Below are 18,036 nucleotides of genomic sequence, written 5' to 3' on the forward strand. Positions count from 1 at the left end.
GCTGCTACCTCCTCTGCTGAATAAATCTTTTTTCCGCATGGACAAATAATTTTTCGAGTATCATGCTTATTGCAATGAAAATAATGGCAAGTACCACATAACCTTCCAGCTCGTGATAGGTACGGCTGCCGATAGCCTGCGCCTGTCCCACCATATCAAGGATACCCAATGTAAATGCCAGCGAAGTGGATTCAAAAGTATTGACTACTCTTGTGCCGAAGACCGGAAAAGCATTTAAAAAAGCTTGTGGCAGTATTACCCGGCGAAGAGCCTGCCAACGGCTAAGTCCAACAGAATAAGCTGCTTCCCGCTGACCGTCAGGCACACTGGAAATTGCGGAACGAATAATTTCTGACATAAAAGCAGCATTATTTAAACCATAAGTGACTAGAACAAAGTATATTTTTTCCCATTGGGTAATATCAATTCCTACTTGCTCTAATAAAAGAGGAAACCCGTAGTAAATAATAAATAACTGGACAATGATCGGCGTACCGCGGACAAACGATACATAAAGAATAGCAAATTGGTTCAATAGTAGAACTTTACGCATTCTCACCAAGGCAATAAATAAACCCAGTACCAATCCAGCACCGATTGCGACGACCACGATCAGTAATGTAATAGGGAAGCGGGAAAAGATCAGGGGAAAATATTCAAAAACTAACCGTATATCAAAAAGACTTCCCATAGTCAAACCTCCTGCTGATTGTGATATTATTCGACATCATAATCAGAATTTGTATATTCATAGGATAATTTACTTAAAGTGCCATCTTCTTTCATTTCCTTCAATACTTTGTCAATATCGTCACGCAGCTGAGTTTCATTTTTACTGAGAATAAAATATGCTTCAGATTTACTAAAGAGACTGTCATTGACAATATCAAGTCCATCACCAAAGGCTTCTTGATTGCGCTTAAATGTTTTCCTTGTCATGACACCTGCGTCAAGACGACCGTTTACTATATCATCATAGACAGCACTGCTGGCATTTTGGACATAGACAATATTTATTTTTTGTTGGTGTGTCTGATTATATTTTTCCAGTATTGCAGCAGTATTACTTCCCTGTGCGCAGCCAACCTTTTTCCCAACCAAATCGTCAATTGTTTTTATATCAGTCCGTCCTTTGGCTATAACAAGACGTTTGTCATAATTAGCGAAGCCTTCATTAGTAAATAAATATTTTTCTTCCCTATCGGGATTTTTTTCGAATTGCTGTGTAGCTATTTGGATCTTTTTTGCATCCAGACTCAACAGCAGATTTTTCAATTCGATTGATTGATATTTAAATTGATATTGTGGTAATCTGCGATTTATTTCTTTCAGCACAGCTACGTCATATCCAGCAGGCTGATTATCATTGTCAATATAGGCATATGGTTCAAAATTGGAACCGACGCCTACTGAAATTTCGCGTACGTTTGCGTCAGAAGACGATGCCTGTTTAGAAGCTTCTTCAGATGAGCATCCCAGTGCTATAACACCCATAATAATCGTTAACAAAAAATAAAATGAAATGCGTTTTTTCATAATTAAATCCGTCCTTTCGTAGTAGCTTAAATATGTTTTAAGCAAATGATAGCTGGCAGTACATTCCTTCGCGATATATTTTGGTATGTGGTTATAAATAAAACCGGAAGCATAAAACATTATAATTGATGTTTTATGCTTCCGGTTTTCCAGTCAGCAAATATTATAATTAACATATAACTATGAATAATTCTTTCAAACACATTTTTAAAATTGCAGGGATTTTACAAGTTACATCACAGAACTTATATCTGGGAGCAAGAATAATTTATCATTTTTGCAGCAGCCGTTTGTAATACGAATGTGCTGTATATAAGGCAGCTACAGGATTATGTCCAGTTACGCGGTCTTTAGTCACAAGTGTTGTAACCAGCGCATCTGAATATTTTATAAATAAAGAGTCATGTCCTACACATAAGCCCACGATTACATTTAAATCAGTTTTATGGTAATTTAAAATACGGGCTTGCAAGATCGGGTTACACATAGCTTCATAACTACCGGGGTGTATTTTATGTTCTTCTTTTATACCTATTTCAGCTTTGTCTACACCACCGACTTTACAAATGGCACTATAATGGTCAATACCTTTGACAGTAAGGATTTCTGCAAAAATTTTAGCTTCTTCAATAAGTCCGGCACAGGTAGCAATACCAATCTTTTTTGCGCCAATACGATTTGCAAATTCAATTATTTCTTCTACGCGTGTTAATTTACCATAAAAAAGACCTTCTACTTGCGCTGAAGCTCTGGCGACAATAGCATCTTGGTTATCTCCTTGCAATTTATGTTTGATTTCTTCGATATCATCATTAATAGGATGATCGCCATTATCCTTTGTAGTCAAACAAAAACCTGGAAACTTTTTATCTCCGTATCGGCAGTTGTAAACACCGCAATCAGTGCAGCTTAATTGTTCAAGTTTCTTGTTCATAATGACTCCTCCTTAATATTATGAGTGCACCAGCAGACTATTTTGGGGCATTGTGCAGCAATGCCCGCTTAGCTTGGAGCAAATGTTCTTTCATAAGTATGCCAGCTGATAATGCATCTTTTTGTCTAATAGCTTCCAGTAATTTAGAATGGAAGTCCAAGGCGATCGAACCACGTCCGCCTTCTTCAGCAGATTTTTGCCGGGATAACCAGTGCAGGTTAATAAGCGCTTCGTTGATTCGGCATAAGATTTTATTTTGCGAAGCATTAATTATTCCCGAATGGAAATCCATTGAGGATTGTTTGTGGTTGCGGTGCATTTTTACGTCATTTTCCATGGCAAACACGGCATTTTGAAGAATTTGCAGATCTTTTTCAGTTCTGCGTATAGCCGCAAGCTGTGCGGCTTTTACTTCGATTGCTTCACGCACTTCGAACAATTCTTCGAGGGTCTGCTGTATATCAGCTGTGTTATCCTGTACAGCAAATTCCACATGCTGCAATAAATCATGGATCTGGACAGAACGAATATATACACCATCGCCACGCACATGTTGAACGATTCCCATGAATTCTAATGTCTTTAAAGCTTCCCGCACCGGAACACGGCTCACACCAAATTGTTCTGCTAAAACGCGTTCAGACGGTAACTTCATTCCGGCTTTAAGACTGCCTTGGACAATGAGTTTTTTGATATCTTCCACAATTTTGTGGTAAAATCCATCAAAACCCTGTATTTTTCTTCTATCTATTTCTGCAAACATAAAAACTCCTTTTCTTTATAGCGGTTGTTTTATATTGGTATACCAGAATACCAGTATAGAATAACAACTAAAAAAGACCAGGGACCCATGCATCTGGAATTAGCCTCTAGTTTTCTAGTTGACTTTAGTTTAGAAAATGATAAAGCACATTAGTGCTATTTGTCAACATAATTTTAGAAATTAATTTAAATATAAAAAAAGCTACAATATTGTCGTATACACGACAATATTGTAGCTGCGAATGTGGTATAATAAAAAATATTTTCAATTTACTTAACTTTTATTAAGAAGACTTTTCCATGTATAGCACATCGTTAGAATAGGTTGAGCTAATATTTGAAAAAACTTTTCTTGACATGATCAAAAATACATGATATCATCTTCCACAATATATTGACTAATTAGAAAACTAAAGGTCAAGGCGTGCATAGGCATGCTTTGGCCTTTTATTTTTTATTGTTTATTCTAGGCGTATACATCTAAATATAACTGAAACAATGCGGTCAATCAGAAAACTGAAGGCTGGCTAATAAAGGATGCTAAGTTTATTAGCCAGCTTTTTTATTTATATGTGTTTTTTTTATTTCATTTTTATATAAGGATGTAAACGTAAAAAGGAGGATATTTATGAAAAAAGGAGTTTGGCTCATTTTTATTGTCATAATTTCATCAATTTTATTTGCCGGTTGTAGTGACGAGGATATGGGAACCAGTAGTAAAACCTCGCAAGCATTCACACCTACCAATAAATCTGATATTGATTTATCAGCGGTAACATTAAAAATTGGTGCGGCTGAGGGGAAGAACGCGCAGTCTATAATCAAAGCTGCTGGATTAGATGATACTCCCTACAAGGTTGAATATAATACTATGCAGGGTGGTAATCTGGTAATGGAAGCTATGGTTGCTGACCAACTTGATTTGGGAACGGGCAGCCAAATACCACCAATTTTTTCATCTCAAGCTAATAATGGTGGGAATTTTAAAATAATTGCTGTAAGAAAAGGCCCTACATTAAATCAGGAATTGTTAATAGGCCCAGATTCTACAACTAGTTCCATAAGTGAATTAAAAGGAAAAAAGGTAGCCTATGCCAAAAGTACAACTGCCCAATATTTTTTATTTAAAATGCTGCAAAGTGCCGGATTATCATGGGACGATATTGACGCAACGGCGATGACTACTTCTGACGGCTTATCAGCACTTCTTACAGGAGATATTGATGCCTTGGCCGGTTACGGCAATGCAGTGCGTATTGGTCATCAGAAGGGGGCTAAAACATTGCTTTCTGCTAAGGATATACTTTCTGGTGATTTTTATTGGTATGCTACACCCGCGGCAATCGCTGATCCCGCCAAACATGCTGCTATAGTAGATTATTTGGAACGTTTCCACGAAGCGAATGAATGGGCTCGTCAAAATCCGAAAAAATGGGCACAAATATATAGCGCAGAAATAAATCAAAAACCCGAAGACTTTTTGCAGCAATTTGAAGAAGAAAATCAGCAAGTCCATGTTACGGTGGCTCCCGTAGATGCAGCAACAATTTCTTCTGAACAGGATATAATAAATACTTTTGGTAGTTTAGGATTATTGAAAAAGGAGATCAACAGTAATGAGTTATTTGACAAATCCTTCAATGACGCCATCAAAAAATTTAAAAAATACTAAGAGTAATAAGACCATAAAGCTTTTGAAAAATAAATTGGCGGATTCGTTAATGGCATGGAGCATACCTATTGTTTTTGTTATACTTTGGTTTTATCTGACAGATGGTAAAATTTCTACTCGCCTTTTTCCTACACCTTTTGAATTGGTCCATACAACTATTCGTCTAATACAGGATGGGACACTATTGGTAAATTTGCAAATAAGTTCCATACGCGCTTTATTGGGACTCTTAGTAGGAGGCAGTATTGGATTTATCTTGGGGATTACTACAGGACAGTTTAAATTAGCTGAAAAAATTCTCAATACACCGATTCAGATGATTCGTAATGTACCTCATCTGGCAATGCTGCCTGTAGTTTTGATTTGGTTCGGCATTGGGGAAAGTTCAAAATTAGTGCTTATATCACTTGGTACATTTTTCCCTATATATTTAAATACCTTTCATGGCATTCGTTCTATAGACAAGTCACTGATAGAAATGGGAAAAATTTACGGTTTTTCGGCATTTGAAATGTTTAAAAATATTATCCTTCCCGGGGCAACATCTTCGATAATGATAGGGGTGCGCCAATCGCTTGGACGGATGTGGCTAACGCTTATAGTCGCTGAAACAATAGCTGCCAAATCAGGGATAGGTTATATGGCGACAAATGCCCGTGAACTGATGATGATGGATGTAATAGTACTCAGTCTAATAATATATGCGCTTCTTGGCAGTATATCAGATTTTATCGCTGTAGCGATAGAAAAATATCTGCTTCGTTGGAATCCAAATTATCAGGAGGAATAACAGATGCCTGGATATAAAATAGAGCTTAAAAATATTACTAAATCATTTGCCCAGACACCTGTTCTCAAAGATATTAATTTGACTGTTGAGCCGGGTGAATTCGTTGCCCTTGTGGGAAAAAGCGGTTGTGGGAAAAGCACATTGCTGCGTATTATATCAGCATTGGAAAAACCCTCTGGCGGGGAAGTGGTAATAAATAATAAAAAAATTTCTGCCATAAATCCAGAAGTAAGGTTTCTATTTCAAGAAGCAAGATTGTTACCGTGGAAAAATGTATTCCAAAACGTCATGCTGGGAGCCAAGGATAGAGATAAACAGAAAACCTTGAATGCATTGAAAGCAGTTGGACTTGATAAAAAGGAACTGGCTTGGCCGTCTGCCCTATCAGGTGGGCAAAAACAACGTGTCGCTTTAGCACGTGCTTTGGCAGGAACACCTAAGGTGATGTTGCTTGATGAACCGCTTGGTGCATTGGATGCACTTACACGTATTAACATGCAAAAGTTGATAGAAAATCTTTGGGCACGGCAGGGATTTACAGCAGTGTTTGTCACACATGATGTAAGTGAAGCTGTCTATCTTGCCGATCGTGTTGTCTTGATAGAGGATGGTTTGATAACTTTAAATCAAAAAATCACTCTGTCCAGACCGCGTGTAAGCACTGACAGTAATTTTACATATTTTGAAAAACTTATTTTAGAACATATTATTACTGATAATGCGGAAAATAGTATTGAATATATAATATAAAGTAAAGAGGAAATCATTATGAAGATAACACAAATAGAAATATTCCATGTACATAAACTGCCACAATCCGGTCAACGTCCTATTCTTGTAAAAATATCAACCGACAGCGGAATCTATGGTGTCGGTGAAGCCGGTATGGCTTATGGTGTAGGTGGAAGTGGAGCTGTTGGTGTCATAAAAGATTTTGCTGGTCTTTTAATCGGCCAAGATCCGTTTAATACGGAAGCAATTTGGGAAAAAATATTTAAAAAAACCTTTTGGGGGCAAGGCGGTGGAACAGTGATTTTTTCTGGGATATCAGCACTTGATATAGCCTTATGGGATATAAAAGGTAAGGCACTAAATGTTCCTGTATACCAATTGCTGGGAGGAAAATGCCATAAAGATTTGCGGGTATATGCTTCACAGCTTCAGTTTGGCTGGGGAAAAACACGTGGTGCCAGGGGTGCTAAAGAAGAATATGCCGTTGAAGCTGAAAAAGCTGTTGCCGAAGGTTATGATGCTATAAAAATAGATGTACTTGCCCATGATCGGACAGGTAAGAAAATTTCTCGTTTAGAAGGACCTTTGACAAATGATATTATACGTATGGGTGTTGAACGCGTTGCAATAATTAGACAAACTGTTGGTGAAAATGTCGATATAATTATTGAAAATCATGCAAACACTGACTTGGTTAGCGCTATTCAGTTTGCCAGAGCAATAGAACAGTATAATATTTTATTTTACGAAGAAATAAATACACCATTAAATCCATCTTTACTGAAAAAAGCACGAGAAAAAATAAATATTCCTATAGCCTCGGGTGAACGAATATATTCTCGCTGGGGGTATCTGCCTTTTTTCCAAGATCGTTCTATCGATGTAATTCAGCCCGATCTAGGATCATGCGGTGGTTTTACTGAGTTTAAGAAAATAGCTGATATGGCGCATACCTATGAAGTGACGGTGCAAGCACATGTTGCTGGCACCGGCGTAGCCGAAGCAGCGGCTTTACATATAGAAACAGCTATTCCTAATTTCTGCATACATGAGCACCATCAAAAGACATTGCTACCAGAATATCAGGAATTATGCTTGTATAATTATCAGCCGCAGCATGGCCGCTATACTGTACCTGAACTTCCCGGTATAGGTCAGGATATTACAGAAAAAGTGCAACAAAATGCCGATTATATTGTCGTAAAATAAGTGCGATTCTTTTTACAAGTCTCTTAATATGGCTATTGTTTAAAGGGGTGTCGCCCAAACGACTTACATTAAAGCTGAATTGTAATATACTATATCCTAATATCAATGAATACTACGTTGAGCAGAAGACTGCAGACGGGGATATCCAGGCATTGAACCTGAATATCCCCGTCTTGTTTTAAAGCAGTATTAATTAGATTAAATAAAGTTGATGAAATAAAAGCTGCCATAAAAAATTTTATTATTTAACAAATGCTGAGCAGTAAACTGCAAGCCGCATGATTGCCATAAAGGCATTCCTGCGGCTTTTTTAATATAAGGAGTGTGGAAGTAATGCAGGATTTAAACTGGTTAGACAATAAATTAGAAAAGTTGGAATCAATATCCTGTATTATTTCATTACCTCCCCATAAGATAGTTTTTGCTGAAAGCAGTACGGCAGATTATATATATTATATCCATGAAGGCTATATTAAATGCTATTACAATACTGCCGACGGCAAGGAAATTATAATTTCAATAAATAAAAAAAATGAACTTATAGACCTGCCAGCCATATTATTAAATAAAAAGCATAACGCTTTTGCTAAAACAATAAGCCATTGCGTTGTATGGAAAATAGCGGGGGAAGACTTTAAGCAGCTTTTATTACAAGATGCTGAAATGGCTTATAATGTAACACGGCTTTTATGCTTATATATCAATAAGTCCTATTCTCGGCTGGAAACGCTGCTGGCTTCTGATACTGAAAGCAGATTAGCCAAACTGCTTTATTATCTTGCTGATGATAAAGATTATAAGCAGAAAACATATCGCCTTAATTATCATTTAACCCATCAGGAATTGGGGGATATGATCGGTGCTTGCCGTCAAACTATAACTAATATATTAGGTAAATTCCGCAATAAAGGCTATATCAAAATAAATAAGCATTCGGGAATAGAAATAAAATGTCAAGATGAATAATAATAAAACAACTCAAGTGAAATTTGCTTAAGAAATGTAAATTTTGTCGTACTGAAAAATGCTTTTAAGATTTTTTGTTCAGTATGACAAAATTTTTTTGTAAATATTTTTGGATGGCTTTATATACTACACTAAAGACAATAATATTAATTGGTAAGAAAATAATATTCTTTATAAAACGACTTAGTAAAAATGCCGTTGCTGCTTTGTGGTAAAGAAGGCTGAGCCAAAATGTATTGAGCAACATGTCCACGGAACAAAATAAAAATATGAAAACAATACATATTCTTTTTAGAGAAACTGGTTTGTCGTGAAAATAGTACCCATATATATAACCGCTTAAGGAAGTACTGATGGTAAATCCAGGAAAATAAAACCCCGGTGAAAAAATTAAACAGCCTAATATATCGGCAAGGGCGCCAATAAAAGCTCCGTATAATGGACCACAGATACTGGCATAAACAGCTAAAGGCAAGAAACCAAAACTTATTCGCAAGAATAGTGTCTGTATAGCTAATACATGAGTAAAAATAATAATTAAGGCAATGAATATACCGCTTAATACAATCATTTTAGAATTAAAATTGTACAAAAAAAACACCTCCATATGTTTAGCATGACGTCACTGCATATCAAGATGTTTTCTTTGATGCAGCAGCGGGATGCAATGAATGTACCGCAAGCCTAAAGCTTTTCGTCCGAATGACAACTCCCCGTTCACTCGACACTTGACGCACAATCACTTACTCTGCTAAATATTAAATTTATAATGAAACTTATTGGTCAGTTGAAGATTGTTCCTGCCTGATTTTTTTGATAATCAGTTGAAAAGACTTTTCACATAATAAACGAAGTCTTTCTTCAGACGCAGTTAGTTGTAAATAGCCAATAATTGCTTCAATTCCTGTACTGGTATGATAATCAACAATACTGGCAACACGTGGGGCATGTGACTTAGCATTATAGGCCTTGCGAAAGATGTCTTTTTCCTCAGCGGTAAGTTCATCTTGCAGGTTTCTATAAGCATAAGCCTGATATGTCGCTGATACTATTTTGGCACTGAAATCATTGAGAATATGCACTTTGTTCTTTTCAAAGAATAAGAGCCGGGTACGCACAAAAAGATGAAAATAAGCATCGCCTATATATGCGAGAACAAGCGGCGGTAGTGATGCAGCTTCGATTTTGTCGTAATGCTGCTTGATATTACCCGACTCATCTGCTTCAAATATATGTTCACACAAATATTTATATTGAGCAAAACGCATCAGTTTTTCCACCGCGCCCCTGTAGGCGAATCTTCAATGGTAATGCCAATTTTTTTCAATTCATCACGCAATTTATCCGCAGTTGCCCAATCTTTATTTTTACGGGCATCCTGACGAATAGAAATCAATATGTTCATTAAAGCATCGACAAGATGGCTGTCACCGGTATTATCAGTCTTTGTCTGCAAAATACCAAGGATGTCAGTCATATCAGTATATATCGAAAGTACCTTGCGCAGATTTTCTTTGTCGGCAGTTATAGTACCGGCAGTTACGGATTGGTAATATACATTTATTTTTTTGGCCAGATCAAACATAGCAGCGAGTGCAAGTGCTGTATTAAAATCATCTTCCATTGCGCTGTAAAAATTCTGTTTTGCTTTTTCGGCAAATTGCACCAGAGAAGCTGCGCTGGATGAATCAGCGGCATCAGTGGACAACAATTCTAAAATGCTGTCTTTGGCATTGCTCAGGCGGGAAAGTCCCGCTTCAGCTTCCTTCAAGCGTTCGTCACTGAAATCAAGCGGACTGCGATAATGAGTCGCTACGAGGAAGTAGCGTAATACTTCGGCTGGGTATTTCTTTAAAATATCTTTTACAGTGAAGAAATTGTTCAGCGATTTACTCATTTTTTCTTGGTTTATTGTGATGAAACCATTATGCAGCCAATACCGGGCAAAGGAATGATCATCACAGCAATATGACTGGGACTGGGCTATTTCGTTTTCGTGATGCGGAAATATAAGGTCACTGCCGCCGCCATGAAAATCGAAAGTTTTGCCCAAATATTTTAAAGACATGGTAGAGCATTCAATATGCCAACCAGGACGTCCTTTTCCCCAAGGGCTGTCCCAGGATGGTTCACCAGGTTTTGCTGTCTTCCATAGGGCAAAATCCATAGGATGGTGTTTACGGCTATCTACTTCTACACGTGCCCCAGCCTGCATATCATCAAGTTTGCGGCCGCTGAGCTTACCATACCCTGCAAATTTTTCGACACTGAAATAAACATCTCCGTCAAGAGGATAAGCGACACCCTTATTGACGAGTCCTTCAATCATTTTGACAATGTCACTCATATTTTCTGAAACACGCGGATATACATCAGCATGTTCAATATTGAGCTTATCCATCACAGTAAAATAGCCTGCGATATACTTATCAGAAATTTCCTTCCAAGTCATATGGTTGGCATTTGCTGCACGTATTATTTTATCGTCGACATCAGTAAAATTTTGTACGTGTTTTACTTTATAGCCGAGTTTACGGAAATAACGCTTTATGACATCCCAAGTAACAAATGGACGGGCATTGCCGATATGTGAATCATTGTATGGTGTTATGCCGCAGACATATATACTTACCTGCCCTGGAATAACCGGTTTGAATTCTTCTTTTCTTCTGGTTAATGTGTTATATACTTTTAGCATTTTTCGTATTCACTTCTTTTTCCAATTTTATTACTTTTTCTTCAAGATTTTTAACTTTTTCTAAAAGTGCTTTGATCATATCAAGTTCAGGATCGGGCAGCTTGTCATGTGCCAGATCTACATCAAGCTCTTCGACCATTTCTTTTTTCATTGCGGCAGACATAGTCTTGTTCTTTATGACTTCATTTGATAGCGTAGGATCGTTTACGCGTTTACCTCTCATCAATACAACACGCCCTGGAATCCCTACTACTGTGGCATAGGCGGGAACTTCCTTAAGAACCACAGAGCCGGCACCAATTTTGGCGTGGTTGCCAACCGTAAAAGAACCAAGAATCTTTGCACCAGTGGAAACTACTACGTTATTACCAATGGTGGGATGACGCTTACCCTTCTCTTTCCCTGTACCACCGAGAGTGACGCCTTGATATAAGGTTACATTGCGGCCAAGTTCAGCTGTTTCACCTATAACAATTCCTGTTCCGTGGTCAATGAAAAGTCCTGGTCCGATAGTAGCTCCGGGATGAATTTCTATGCCGGTAAGAAATCTGGCAAAATTTGATATAAGTCGGGGAATAAGTATAAAATTACGACAATAAAACCAGTGGGCAATGCGATAAAGCCAGATGGCATGAAGCCCCTGATAGCATAGAACCACTTCTAAAACACTTTTAGCCGCAGGGTCACGTTCAAAAACTACCCTGATATCTTTTCTTAACATATGCAATAATTTCATAGCATTCTCCTAAAGAAAAAGGTGCGCAAAAAAACACAGTAAACTGTTTTTAGGCCACACCTTTAGGTTTCCCACTAAAATAAATCTCCATCTGTTTTAGGACTTTTCCAGCTGTAACAAAGACCACTAAAGTATAATATGCCTTCAGCTGAATACATAAATATAATAAGGGCAGGTACCATAATAATAAATTATAAAGGCATCACTTTATCAATACGTTTAAAGACTCTGTCGCGGCCTAATACTTCAATAATTCCTGCCAAATCAGGACCGTGCATCTGTCCTGTTATAGTGATACGCAGCGGCATATAAACTTTCTTACCGCCTACTTTTAATTCTTTGGTTACTTGTTTAAAGATAGGCTGAATATGTGCAGCATCAAAATCTTCTACACTGTCCAATTTTTCTTTAAAAAGCTTAATAACTGCGGGAGCTGTTTCATCAGCAAGCACTTTCTGGGCTTCATCATCTTTAACGACAATATCATCATTAAAATAGAGATCAGCAAATTCCAAGAATTGTGCTCCATAACTTAAATGATCACGTATAATTTCTGTAAAACGGACTAATTGTGCCATTTCCGCAGTAGATAAAGCACCATTTAAATACCCTTTGGCAACAAGATGCGGGATAGCCATCATTGTAATTTTTTCTGTAGACAATTTTTTCATATACTGGGCATTTAGCCAATTAAGTTTATCTATATCAAATACAGCTGGATTTTTAGCAACGTGGTCCATTGAGAAAGCTTTCACTAGTTCATCAATAGAAAAAATTTCTTGTTCATTCTGTGGTGCCCAGCCTAAAAGTGCTAAAAAGTTGACTATGGCTTCGGGCAAATAACCTAAATTTTTATATTGTTCAACGGAAGTAGCACCGTGCCGTTTACTCATTTTGGAATGATCCTTACCCAATATTAAAGAAATATGGGCAAAGGTCGGAACATTAAAGCCCAACGCATCGTATAAGACAACCTGCCTTGGTGTATTGGATAAATGTTCTTCTGCGCGTATAACATGAGAAATCTTCATTAAGGCATCATCAATTACCACTGCAAAATTATATACGGGAATACCATCAGCTTTTACAATGACGAAATCGCCAACACCATTTGAATCAAACTGCATATGACCGCGTACCATGTCTTCAAATTCTACTGTTTTATTTTCTGGTGTACGAAATCTTATTGTCGGTTTTCTGCCTTCAGCCTTGTATGCTTCTATTTGTTCAGCAGTGAGGTGACGACAGTGTCCCTGATAAATAGGCATTTTATTTTCTGCCATTAAAGCTTTGCGTTCTGCGGCAATTTCTTCTTCCGTACAATAACAATAGTACGCTTTGCCTTCATCTAAAAGCTGTTGTGCATATTTTTTATAAATATCAAGGCGTTCCATTTGATGATATGGCCCATAATCACCACCGACATCAACGCCTTCGTCCCAATCAAGACCAAGCCATTTTAATGACTCTTTTATATTTTCTTCTGATTCTTTACTTGATCTTACTCTGTCGGTATCCTCAATGCGCAACACAAATTTGCCATTGGGATATTTTCTAGCAAGCAGCCAGTTAAAAAGCGCACTGCGTGCCCCGCCGATATGAAAGGGTCCGGTCGGGCTCGGAGCAAAGCGAACCCTGATTTGTTCTGACATTTAACTATTACCTCCAAATAATACTTGTATAGTATATTTTAGCAGAAATACCATTATACTACAATGTATTTCCGTTAGTTTTGATAAGTGCTACGGCATTTGCCGATATTCCTTCACCTTTGCCGGTAACGCCCAGCTTTTCTTCTGTAGTTGCCTTTACATTTATCTGGTCTATATTGATGTTTAAAGCTGCTGCAATGTTTATGCGCATTTTTTCAATATGGGGCAGCATTTTAGGAGCTTGGGCAACTATAGTGGAATCTATATTGCAAATAATAAAATTATTTTTGGCGAGCAGTTCAGCAACTCGTTGTAGGAGGATTATGCTGGAAATTCCCTCATATTCCTTGTCAGTGTCGGGAAAATGACGACCAATATCGCCAAGTGCGGCCGCGCCTAATAAAGCATCGGCAATTGCATGCAGTAGTACATCTGCATCAGAATGGCCAAGCAGTCCTTTGGTAAAAGGGATGTCTACCCCGCCGATAATTAACTTACGGTCATTCACTAATCTATGTACATCGTAACCGGACCCTATCCTTATCATGTTAAATCCTCGTCTTAAATATTTTTGCCTTCATTTCTTCAAAAGCATTAGAAATAGCTACAGAAACTTCTGCTTTAACTTTTGAAACAGCTTTTTTGCCGAGAATGGCCTCTGCGTATATAAGATCATCCGGTGAAGTTATTTTAATATTTTTATAATCGCCCATAACTACTCTGACCGGATGCCCAATATGTTCGACCAAGCTGGCATCGTCTGTGCCAAGATAGCCGTCCTGCCGTGCCTGTTCGTGCGCGCCAACAAGCAAATCCTTTTTGAACCCTTGGGGTGTCTGCATCATCCATAACGTATTTCGGTCCGGGGTGTTCACTACCATATTATCATCACCAATGACCTTTATTGTATTTGTTACTGGAACAGCTGCAACAGCTGCACCAGAACGGACGACTTCACTAATGACATTGTTTATTACATTGGGGCTGATGAGCGGTCTTGCAGCATCATGGACAAGCACGATATCCGTTTTGGGAGAAACTTGGCGCAGTCCATTATAAACAGAATACTGGCGCTCCGTTCCACCTGCGACTACTTTGCAAGGCTTAATTCCCGGCAGAGAATGCAAAACCTTTGCTACCGGTTCCACTTCATCCGGTGCCGCCACTACAATAAAATTATCAACAGCGCTGCAGCGTGAAAAACTTAAAAGCGTATGTATAAGGATAGGTTTATCAGATAAAGCAGCGAAAACTTTATTGAAAGGAGCCCCCATACGTTTACCCTTTCCAGCGGCTGGAAAAATAGCCGTTATCACGTTATATCACCCTTCTTATGTTTCATTTCTCAAAAAAGCTGCGGCATCACCACCGCAGCTTATTGACTTTAATATATCAGCAAACAGATTTTTCATCCATATAAAGTTCGTATGTCATTATAAGCTAACTTCTATATAATCGCTACTGAAAGCAGTCCTTATTTAGGTTTTGCAAAAATCATTCTTCCCGCCGCAGTTTGTAAAACCGATGTCACTGCAACAGTAAGCGTAGTATTCATATGTTTTTTGCCGCCTTCGACTACGATCATTGTGCCATCATCAAGATATGCCACGCCCTGTCCCTGCTCTTTACCATCTTTTACTATCGTGACGGTCATCATTTCGCCTGGGATTACTACAGGTTTTAAGGCATTTGCCAATTCATTGATATTCAGTACGGAAACACCCTGCAAATCGGCTACTTTGTTCAAGTTATAGTCATTGGTTATAATCTTTCCGTTTACAACCTGAGCAAGTTTTATAAGCTTTGAATCTACTTCACTTATATCGTCAAAATCACGTTCATCAATTTTGACAAACATATTAAATTCAGTTTGGATTCTTTTTAAAACATCAAGACCGCGGCGCCCTCTTGTTCTTTTTAAAAGATCAGAAGAATCAGCGATATGCTGTAATTCTTCCAGTACAAATACAGGAATTAGCAATGTTCCCTCAATAAAACCACTTTGGCAGATGTCAGCTATACGCCCATCTATTATAACACTCGTATCAAGTAATTTATAATTTTCAACTAAGACTGGTTTTTCTACAATAGCTTTCTTTTCCTTTGTCTGCTCTCTAAACAAACGCGGAAATAGTGCTACGATTTCGTTGCGTTTCTTTATTGTTATATGTATTCCCAGATAACCAAGAACAATACTAAAGACAATTGGCAGGTAACTACCCACTATGGGCACTCCCGAAAAAGCTACACCCAGAAGATTGGCAATTACGAGACCGATAGCAAGCCCGCATACACCGGCAATAACATCATGGATTTTCATTTTGTTAAGTTGATTTTCTACCCATACTGAAAAACGTTTTAATAAAATTATCAAATAGGGAGAAATTATATAGCCGATAACTCCGCCAATAATAATACCGCACAAGCCTATTATCAAATGTGCCAGAGTAATACCAAAAACGTCGAGATTGATATTGAGATATTCGGTGCTTATCACAAGGGCTATTAGTGGACTGATCAACTGCATAAGCGCTAAACCGAATATAGCAGCAAGTAGTACTATTAAAACGCGTAATATTTTTTCTAACACAGACTCATCTCCAAAATAATAAACTATAATCATAAAAATTTAGATCCGTTCTCAAACTAAAGTACGGATCTGGAACATTATCGAAAAATAATCATATTATAATATAAGACCAAATTTACGGATAAAAGCATTCCTAAATATGTGAATTAATAGACTTATAATACTAAATGAAAAAGCTTTTGTCAAAAATAAATATATAATTCCTAAATTCTATCTACAAAATACGGAAATAAACAGCATATTGTAAATGGTAAATAAAAAAGAGGAAGGCAGTATTTAAAATACTGCCTTTAAAGCTTCCCGTACAGTGGTTACACCGGTAACGGATACGTCTTTTACAGTTCCCAATGAATTTATATTCTTTTGCGGCATAATAATGTGCTTGAAGCCGAGCTTGCAGGCTTCTTTGACTCGTAGATCGGCACCGTTTACTGCCCTTACTTCACCAGCAAGACCCACTTCGCCAAAAACAATAGTCTTTTCCTTCACGATTTTATTAGTAAAACTTGAGGCAAGTGCTATACATAGAGCCAAATCACACGCTGGTTCGTCTATCTTTATGCCGCCTGCTACTTTAACGTAAACGTCACAGGCACCTATACTTAAATTTATTCGTTTTTCTAATACAGCCAACAATAATTGGATACGCTTGATATCTACTGAATCGGAAGTGCGGCGCGGTGGTATATAGGGAGTGGGGGCAACTAAAGCCTGTATTTCTACCAAGAGAGGTCGTGTGCCCTCAATAGTAGGAGCTATAACGATGCCTGACCCCAGCACTGTTTCTGATAAAAAGAGTTTAGATGCATCAGGAACATCAACTAATCCCGTATCGCACATTTCAAATAACCCTAATTCGTTTGTACTGCCAAAACGATTTTTAATAGCCCGCAGAATACGGAACTGGGCATTGCGTTCCCCTTCGAAATAAAGTACCGTGTCAACAATATGCTCTAAAACACGTGGCCCGGCCAGTGTCCCGTCTTTAGTGACATGACCTATTATAAAGACAGCAGTACCGCTGCTTTTGGCTATGCGTAGAAGTTCAACTGCACACTCACGTACCTGACTGACGCTGCCAGGAGCACTCTGTACATCGGGATGAAAAATAGTCTGGATAGAATCAACGACAACCAGTTCTGGTTTTTCAGCATTTACATGCACGTTAATCCGTTCCATATCCGTTTCGCTGAGCACCTTTAGCGTATTAGATAATGCATTTATTCTTTCTGCCCGCATGCGTATCTGTTGAAGGCTTTCTTCCCCTGTAATATAGAGGACGCTCTTTTTCTTTGAAACGTGGGCGCAGACCTGTAAATTAAGACTCGATTTACCTACGCCGGGATCACCGACCACCAGCACTAAACTGCCGGGTATGATACCACCGCCGAGGACGCGGTCAAGTTCAGATGAACCGGCAGAAAAGCGGGGCATTTTGGCCAAGGAAATATCTGAAAGTAGTTGTGCAGGTTGGGGTTGCTCATTCAAGCCCAGTGCTAAACCGTGCTTTGTATCTGTTTTTACAATCTCCTCAACCATCGTATTCCATGAACCGCATCCTGGACATTTTCCCATCCATTTAGGTGAATCATACCCGCAGCTTTGGCAAATAAAAACACTTTTCTTTTTCGGCAACGACATCACCGTTTCCCGTTTTTTTTGCGAACACTTGAAACAATAAGCTTATAAAGAGAGCGCGCCAACCATAATAAGGCGATAAGAAAATTTAATAAAAAATTTACTGCTCTCTTTATACCAG

At 38.1% G+C, this 18,036-nt stretch carries 18 protein-coding genes and 1 riboswitch; of the genes, 5 read left to right on the forward strand and 13 right to left on the reverse strand.

The window, feature by feature from the left end; translation table 11 throughout:
* Positions 1-4: 4 nt before the first annotated feature.
* The 4 genes from EDC37_RS09685 to EDC37_RS09700 form a co-directional block, all read right to left on the reverse strand.
* A complete protein-coding gene (locus EDC37_RS09685; protein ID WP_132550809.1) occupies positions 5-691 on the reverse strand; it encodes an amino acid ABC transporter permease in 687 nt (228 codons plus the stop codon).
* 26 nt (positions 692-717) lie between these two features.
* Positions 718-1,536, reverse strand: coding sequence for a transporter substrate-binding domain-containing protein (locus EDC37_RS09690; RefSeq protein ID WP_132550811.1), 819 nt, complete (start codon positions 1,534-1,536; stop codon positions 718-720).
* Between the two features lie 271 nt (positions 1,537-1,807).
* The gene (locus tag EDC37_RS09695) at positions 1,808-2,470 is read right to left on the reverse strand and encodes a DUF1847 domain-containing protein (protein ID WP_132550813.1); all 663 of its coding nucleotides are present in this window, start codon (positions 2,468-2,470) and stop codon (positions 1,808-1,810) included.
* A gap of 37 nt (positions 2,471-2,507) precedes the next feature.
* The gene (locus EDC37_RS09700) at positions 2,508-3,233 is read right to left on the reverse strand and encodes a FadR/GntR family transcriptional regulator (RefSeq protein ID WP_132550815.1); all 726 of its coding nucleotides are present in this window, start codon (positions 3,231-3,233) and stop codon (positions 2,508-2,510) included.
* Between the two features lie 627 nt (positions 3,234-3,860).
* Here EDC37_RS09700 and EDC37_RS09705 point away from each other — a divergent pair.
* The 5 genes from EDC37_RS09705 (at position 3,861) to EDC37_RS09725 (ending at position 8,601) form a co-directional block, all read left to right on the forward strand.
* Positions 3,861-4,904: an ABC transporter substrate-binding protein gene (locus tag EDC37_RS09705; protein WP_132550817.1), complete on the forward strand. Its 1,044-nt coding sequence runs from the start codon at positions 3,861-3,863 to the stop codon at positions 4,902-4,904.
* Complete coding sequence (locus tag EDC37_RS09710) at positions 4,849-5,694, forward strand: ABC transporter permease subunit (protein ID WP_231039986.1); 846 nt, start codon at positions 4,849-4,851, stop codon at positions 5,692-5,694. The genes EDC37_RS09705 and EDC37_RS09710 overlap by 56 nt, the downstream gene beginning before the upstream one ends.
* Before the next feature lie 3 nt (positions 5,695-5,697).
* Positions 5,698-6,444, forward strand: coding sequence for an ABC transporter ATP-binding protein (locus EDC37_RS09715; protein ID WP_132550819.1), 747 nt, complete (start codon positions 5,698-5,700; stop codon positions 6,442-6,444).
* Between the two features lie 18 nt (positions 6,445-6,462).
* A complete protein-coding gene (locus EDC37_RS09720) occupies positions 6,463-7,635 on the forward strand; it encodes a mandelate racemase/muconate lactonizing enzyme family protein (protein ID WP_132550821.1) in 1,173 nt (390 codons plus the stop codon).
* Positions 7,636-7,968: 333 nt separating this feature from the next.
* Positions 7,969-8,601 carry a Crp/Fnr family transcriptional regulator gene (locus EDC37_RS09725; RefSeq protein WP_132550823.1) on the forward strand — a complete coding sequence of 211 codons (633 nt, stop codon included), beginning with the start codon at positions 7,969-7,971 and terminating at the stop codon, positions 8,599-8,601.
* A gap of 64 nt (positions 8,602-8,665) precedes the next feature.
* Here EDC37_RS09725 and EDC37_RS09730 read toward each other — a convergent pair whose 3' ends face one another.
* The 9 genes from EDC37_RS09730 to radA form a co-directional block, all read right to left on the reverse strand.
* Complete coding sequence (locus tag EDC37_RS09730) at positions 8,666-9,193, reverse strand: folate family ECF transporter S component (protein WP_132550825.1); 528 nt, start codon at positions 9,191-9,193, stop codon at positions 8,666-8,668.
* Positions 9,194-9,254: 61 nt separating this feature from the next.
* Positions 9,255-9,354: riboswitch (THF riboswitch) on the reverse strand.
* Between the two features lie 23 nt (positions 9,355-9,377).
* Entirely contained in the window at positions 9,378-9,869 is a 492-nt protein-coding gene (locus tag EDC37_RS09735; RefSeq protein ID WP_132550827.1) for a Mini-ribonuclease 3, read from the reverse strand.
* Positions 9,869-11,299, reverse strand: a complete 1,431-nt coding sequence (cysS, locus tag EDC37_RS09740) for a cysteine--tRNA ligase (protein ID WP_132550829.1) — start codon at positions 11,297-11,299, stop codon at positions 9,869-9,871. Before cysS ends, EDC37_RS09735 begins: the two co-directional genes overlap by 1 nt.
* On the reverse strand, positions 11,283-12,035 hold the full coding sequence (gene cysE, locus EDC37_RS09745) for a serine O-acetyltransferase (protein ID WP_132550831.1): 753 nt from the start codon (positions 12,033-12,035) through the stop codon (positions 11,283-11,285). Before cysE ends, cysS begins: the two co-directional genes overlap by 17 nt.
* A 191-nt stretch (positions 12,036-12,226) precedes the next feature.
* Complete coding sequence (gltX, locus tag EDC37_RS09750; RefSeq protein ID WP_132550833.1) at positions 12,227-13,687, reverse strand: glutamate--tRNA ligase; 1,461 nt, start codon at positions 13,685-13,687, stop codon at positions 12,227-12,229.
* Between the two features lie 58 nt (positions 13,688-13,745).
* Positions 13,746-14,234 (reverse strand): 2-C-methyl-D-erythritol 2,4-cyclodiphosphate synthase, encoded by a 489-nt coding sequence (ispF, locus tag EDC37_RS09755; protein WP_196589796.1) that lies wholly within the window; start codon positions 14,232-14,234, stop codon positions 13,746-13,748.
* A 1-nt stretch (position 14,235) separates the two neighbouring features.
* Entirely contained in the window at positions 14,236-15,003 is a 768-nt protein-coding gene (ispD, locus tag EDC37_RS09760) for a 2-C-methyl-D-erythritol 4-phosphate cytidylyltransferase (protein ID WP_132550835.1), read from the reverse strand.
* A 158-nt stretch (positions 15,004-15,161) separates the two neighbouring features.
* A complete protein-coding gene (locus tag EDC37_RS09765) occupies positions 15,162-16,277 on the reverse strand; it encodes a PIN/TRAM domain-containing protein (RefSeq protein ID WP_132550837.1) in 1,116 nt (371 codons plus the stop codon).
* A gap of 276 nt (positions 16,278-16,553) precedes the next feature.
* Positions 16,554-17,912, reverse strand: coding sequence for a DNA repair protein RadA (gene radA, locus EDC37_RS09770; RefSeq protein WP_424449994.1), 1,359 nt, complete (start codon positions 17,910-17,912; stop codon positions 16,554-16,556).
* Between the last annotated feature and the right edge of the window lie 124 nt (positions 17,913-18,036).

Origin of the sequence: Pectinatus cerevisiiphilus (assembly GCF_004341685.1) — a bacterium.
Taxonomy (GTDB): domain Bacteria; phylum Bacillota; class Negativicutes; order Selenomonadales; family Selenomonadaceae; genus Pectinatus; species Pectinatus cerevisiiphilus.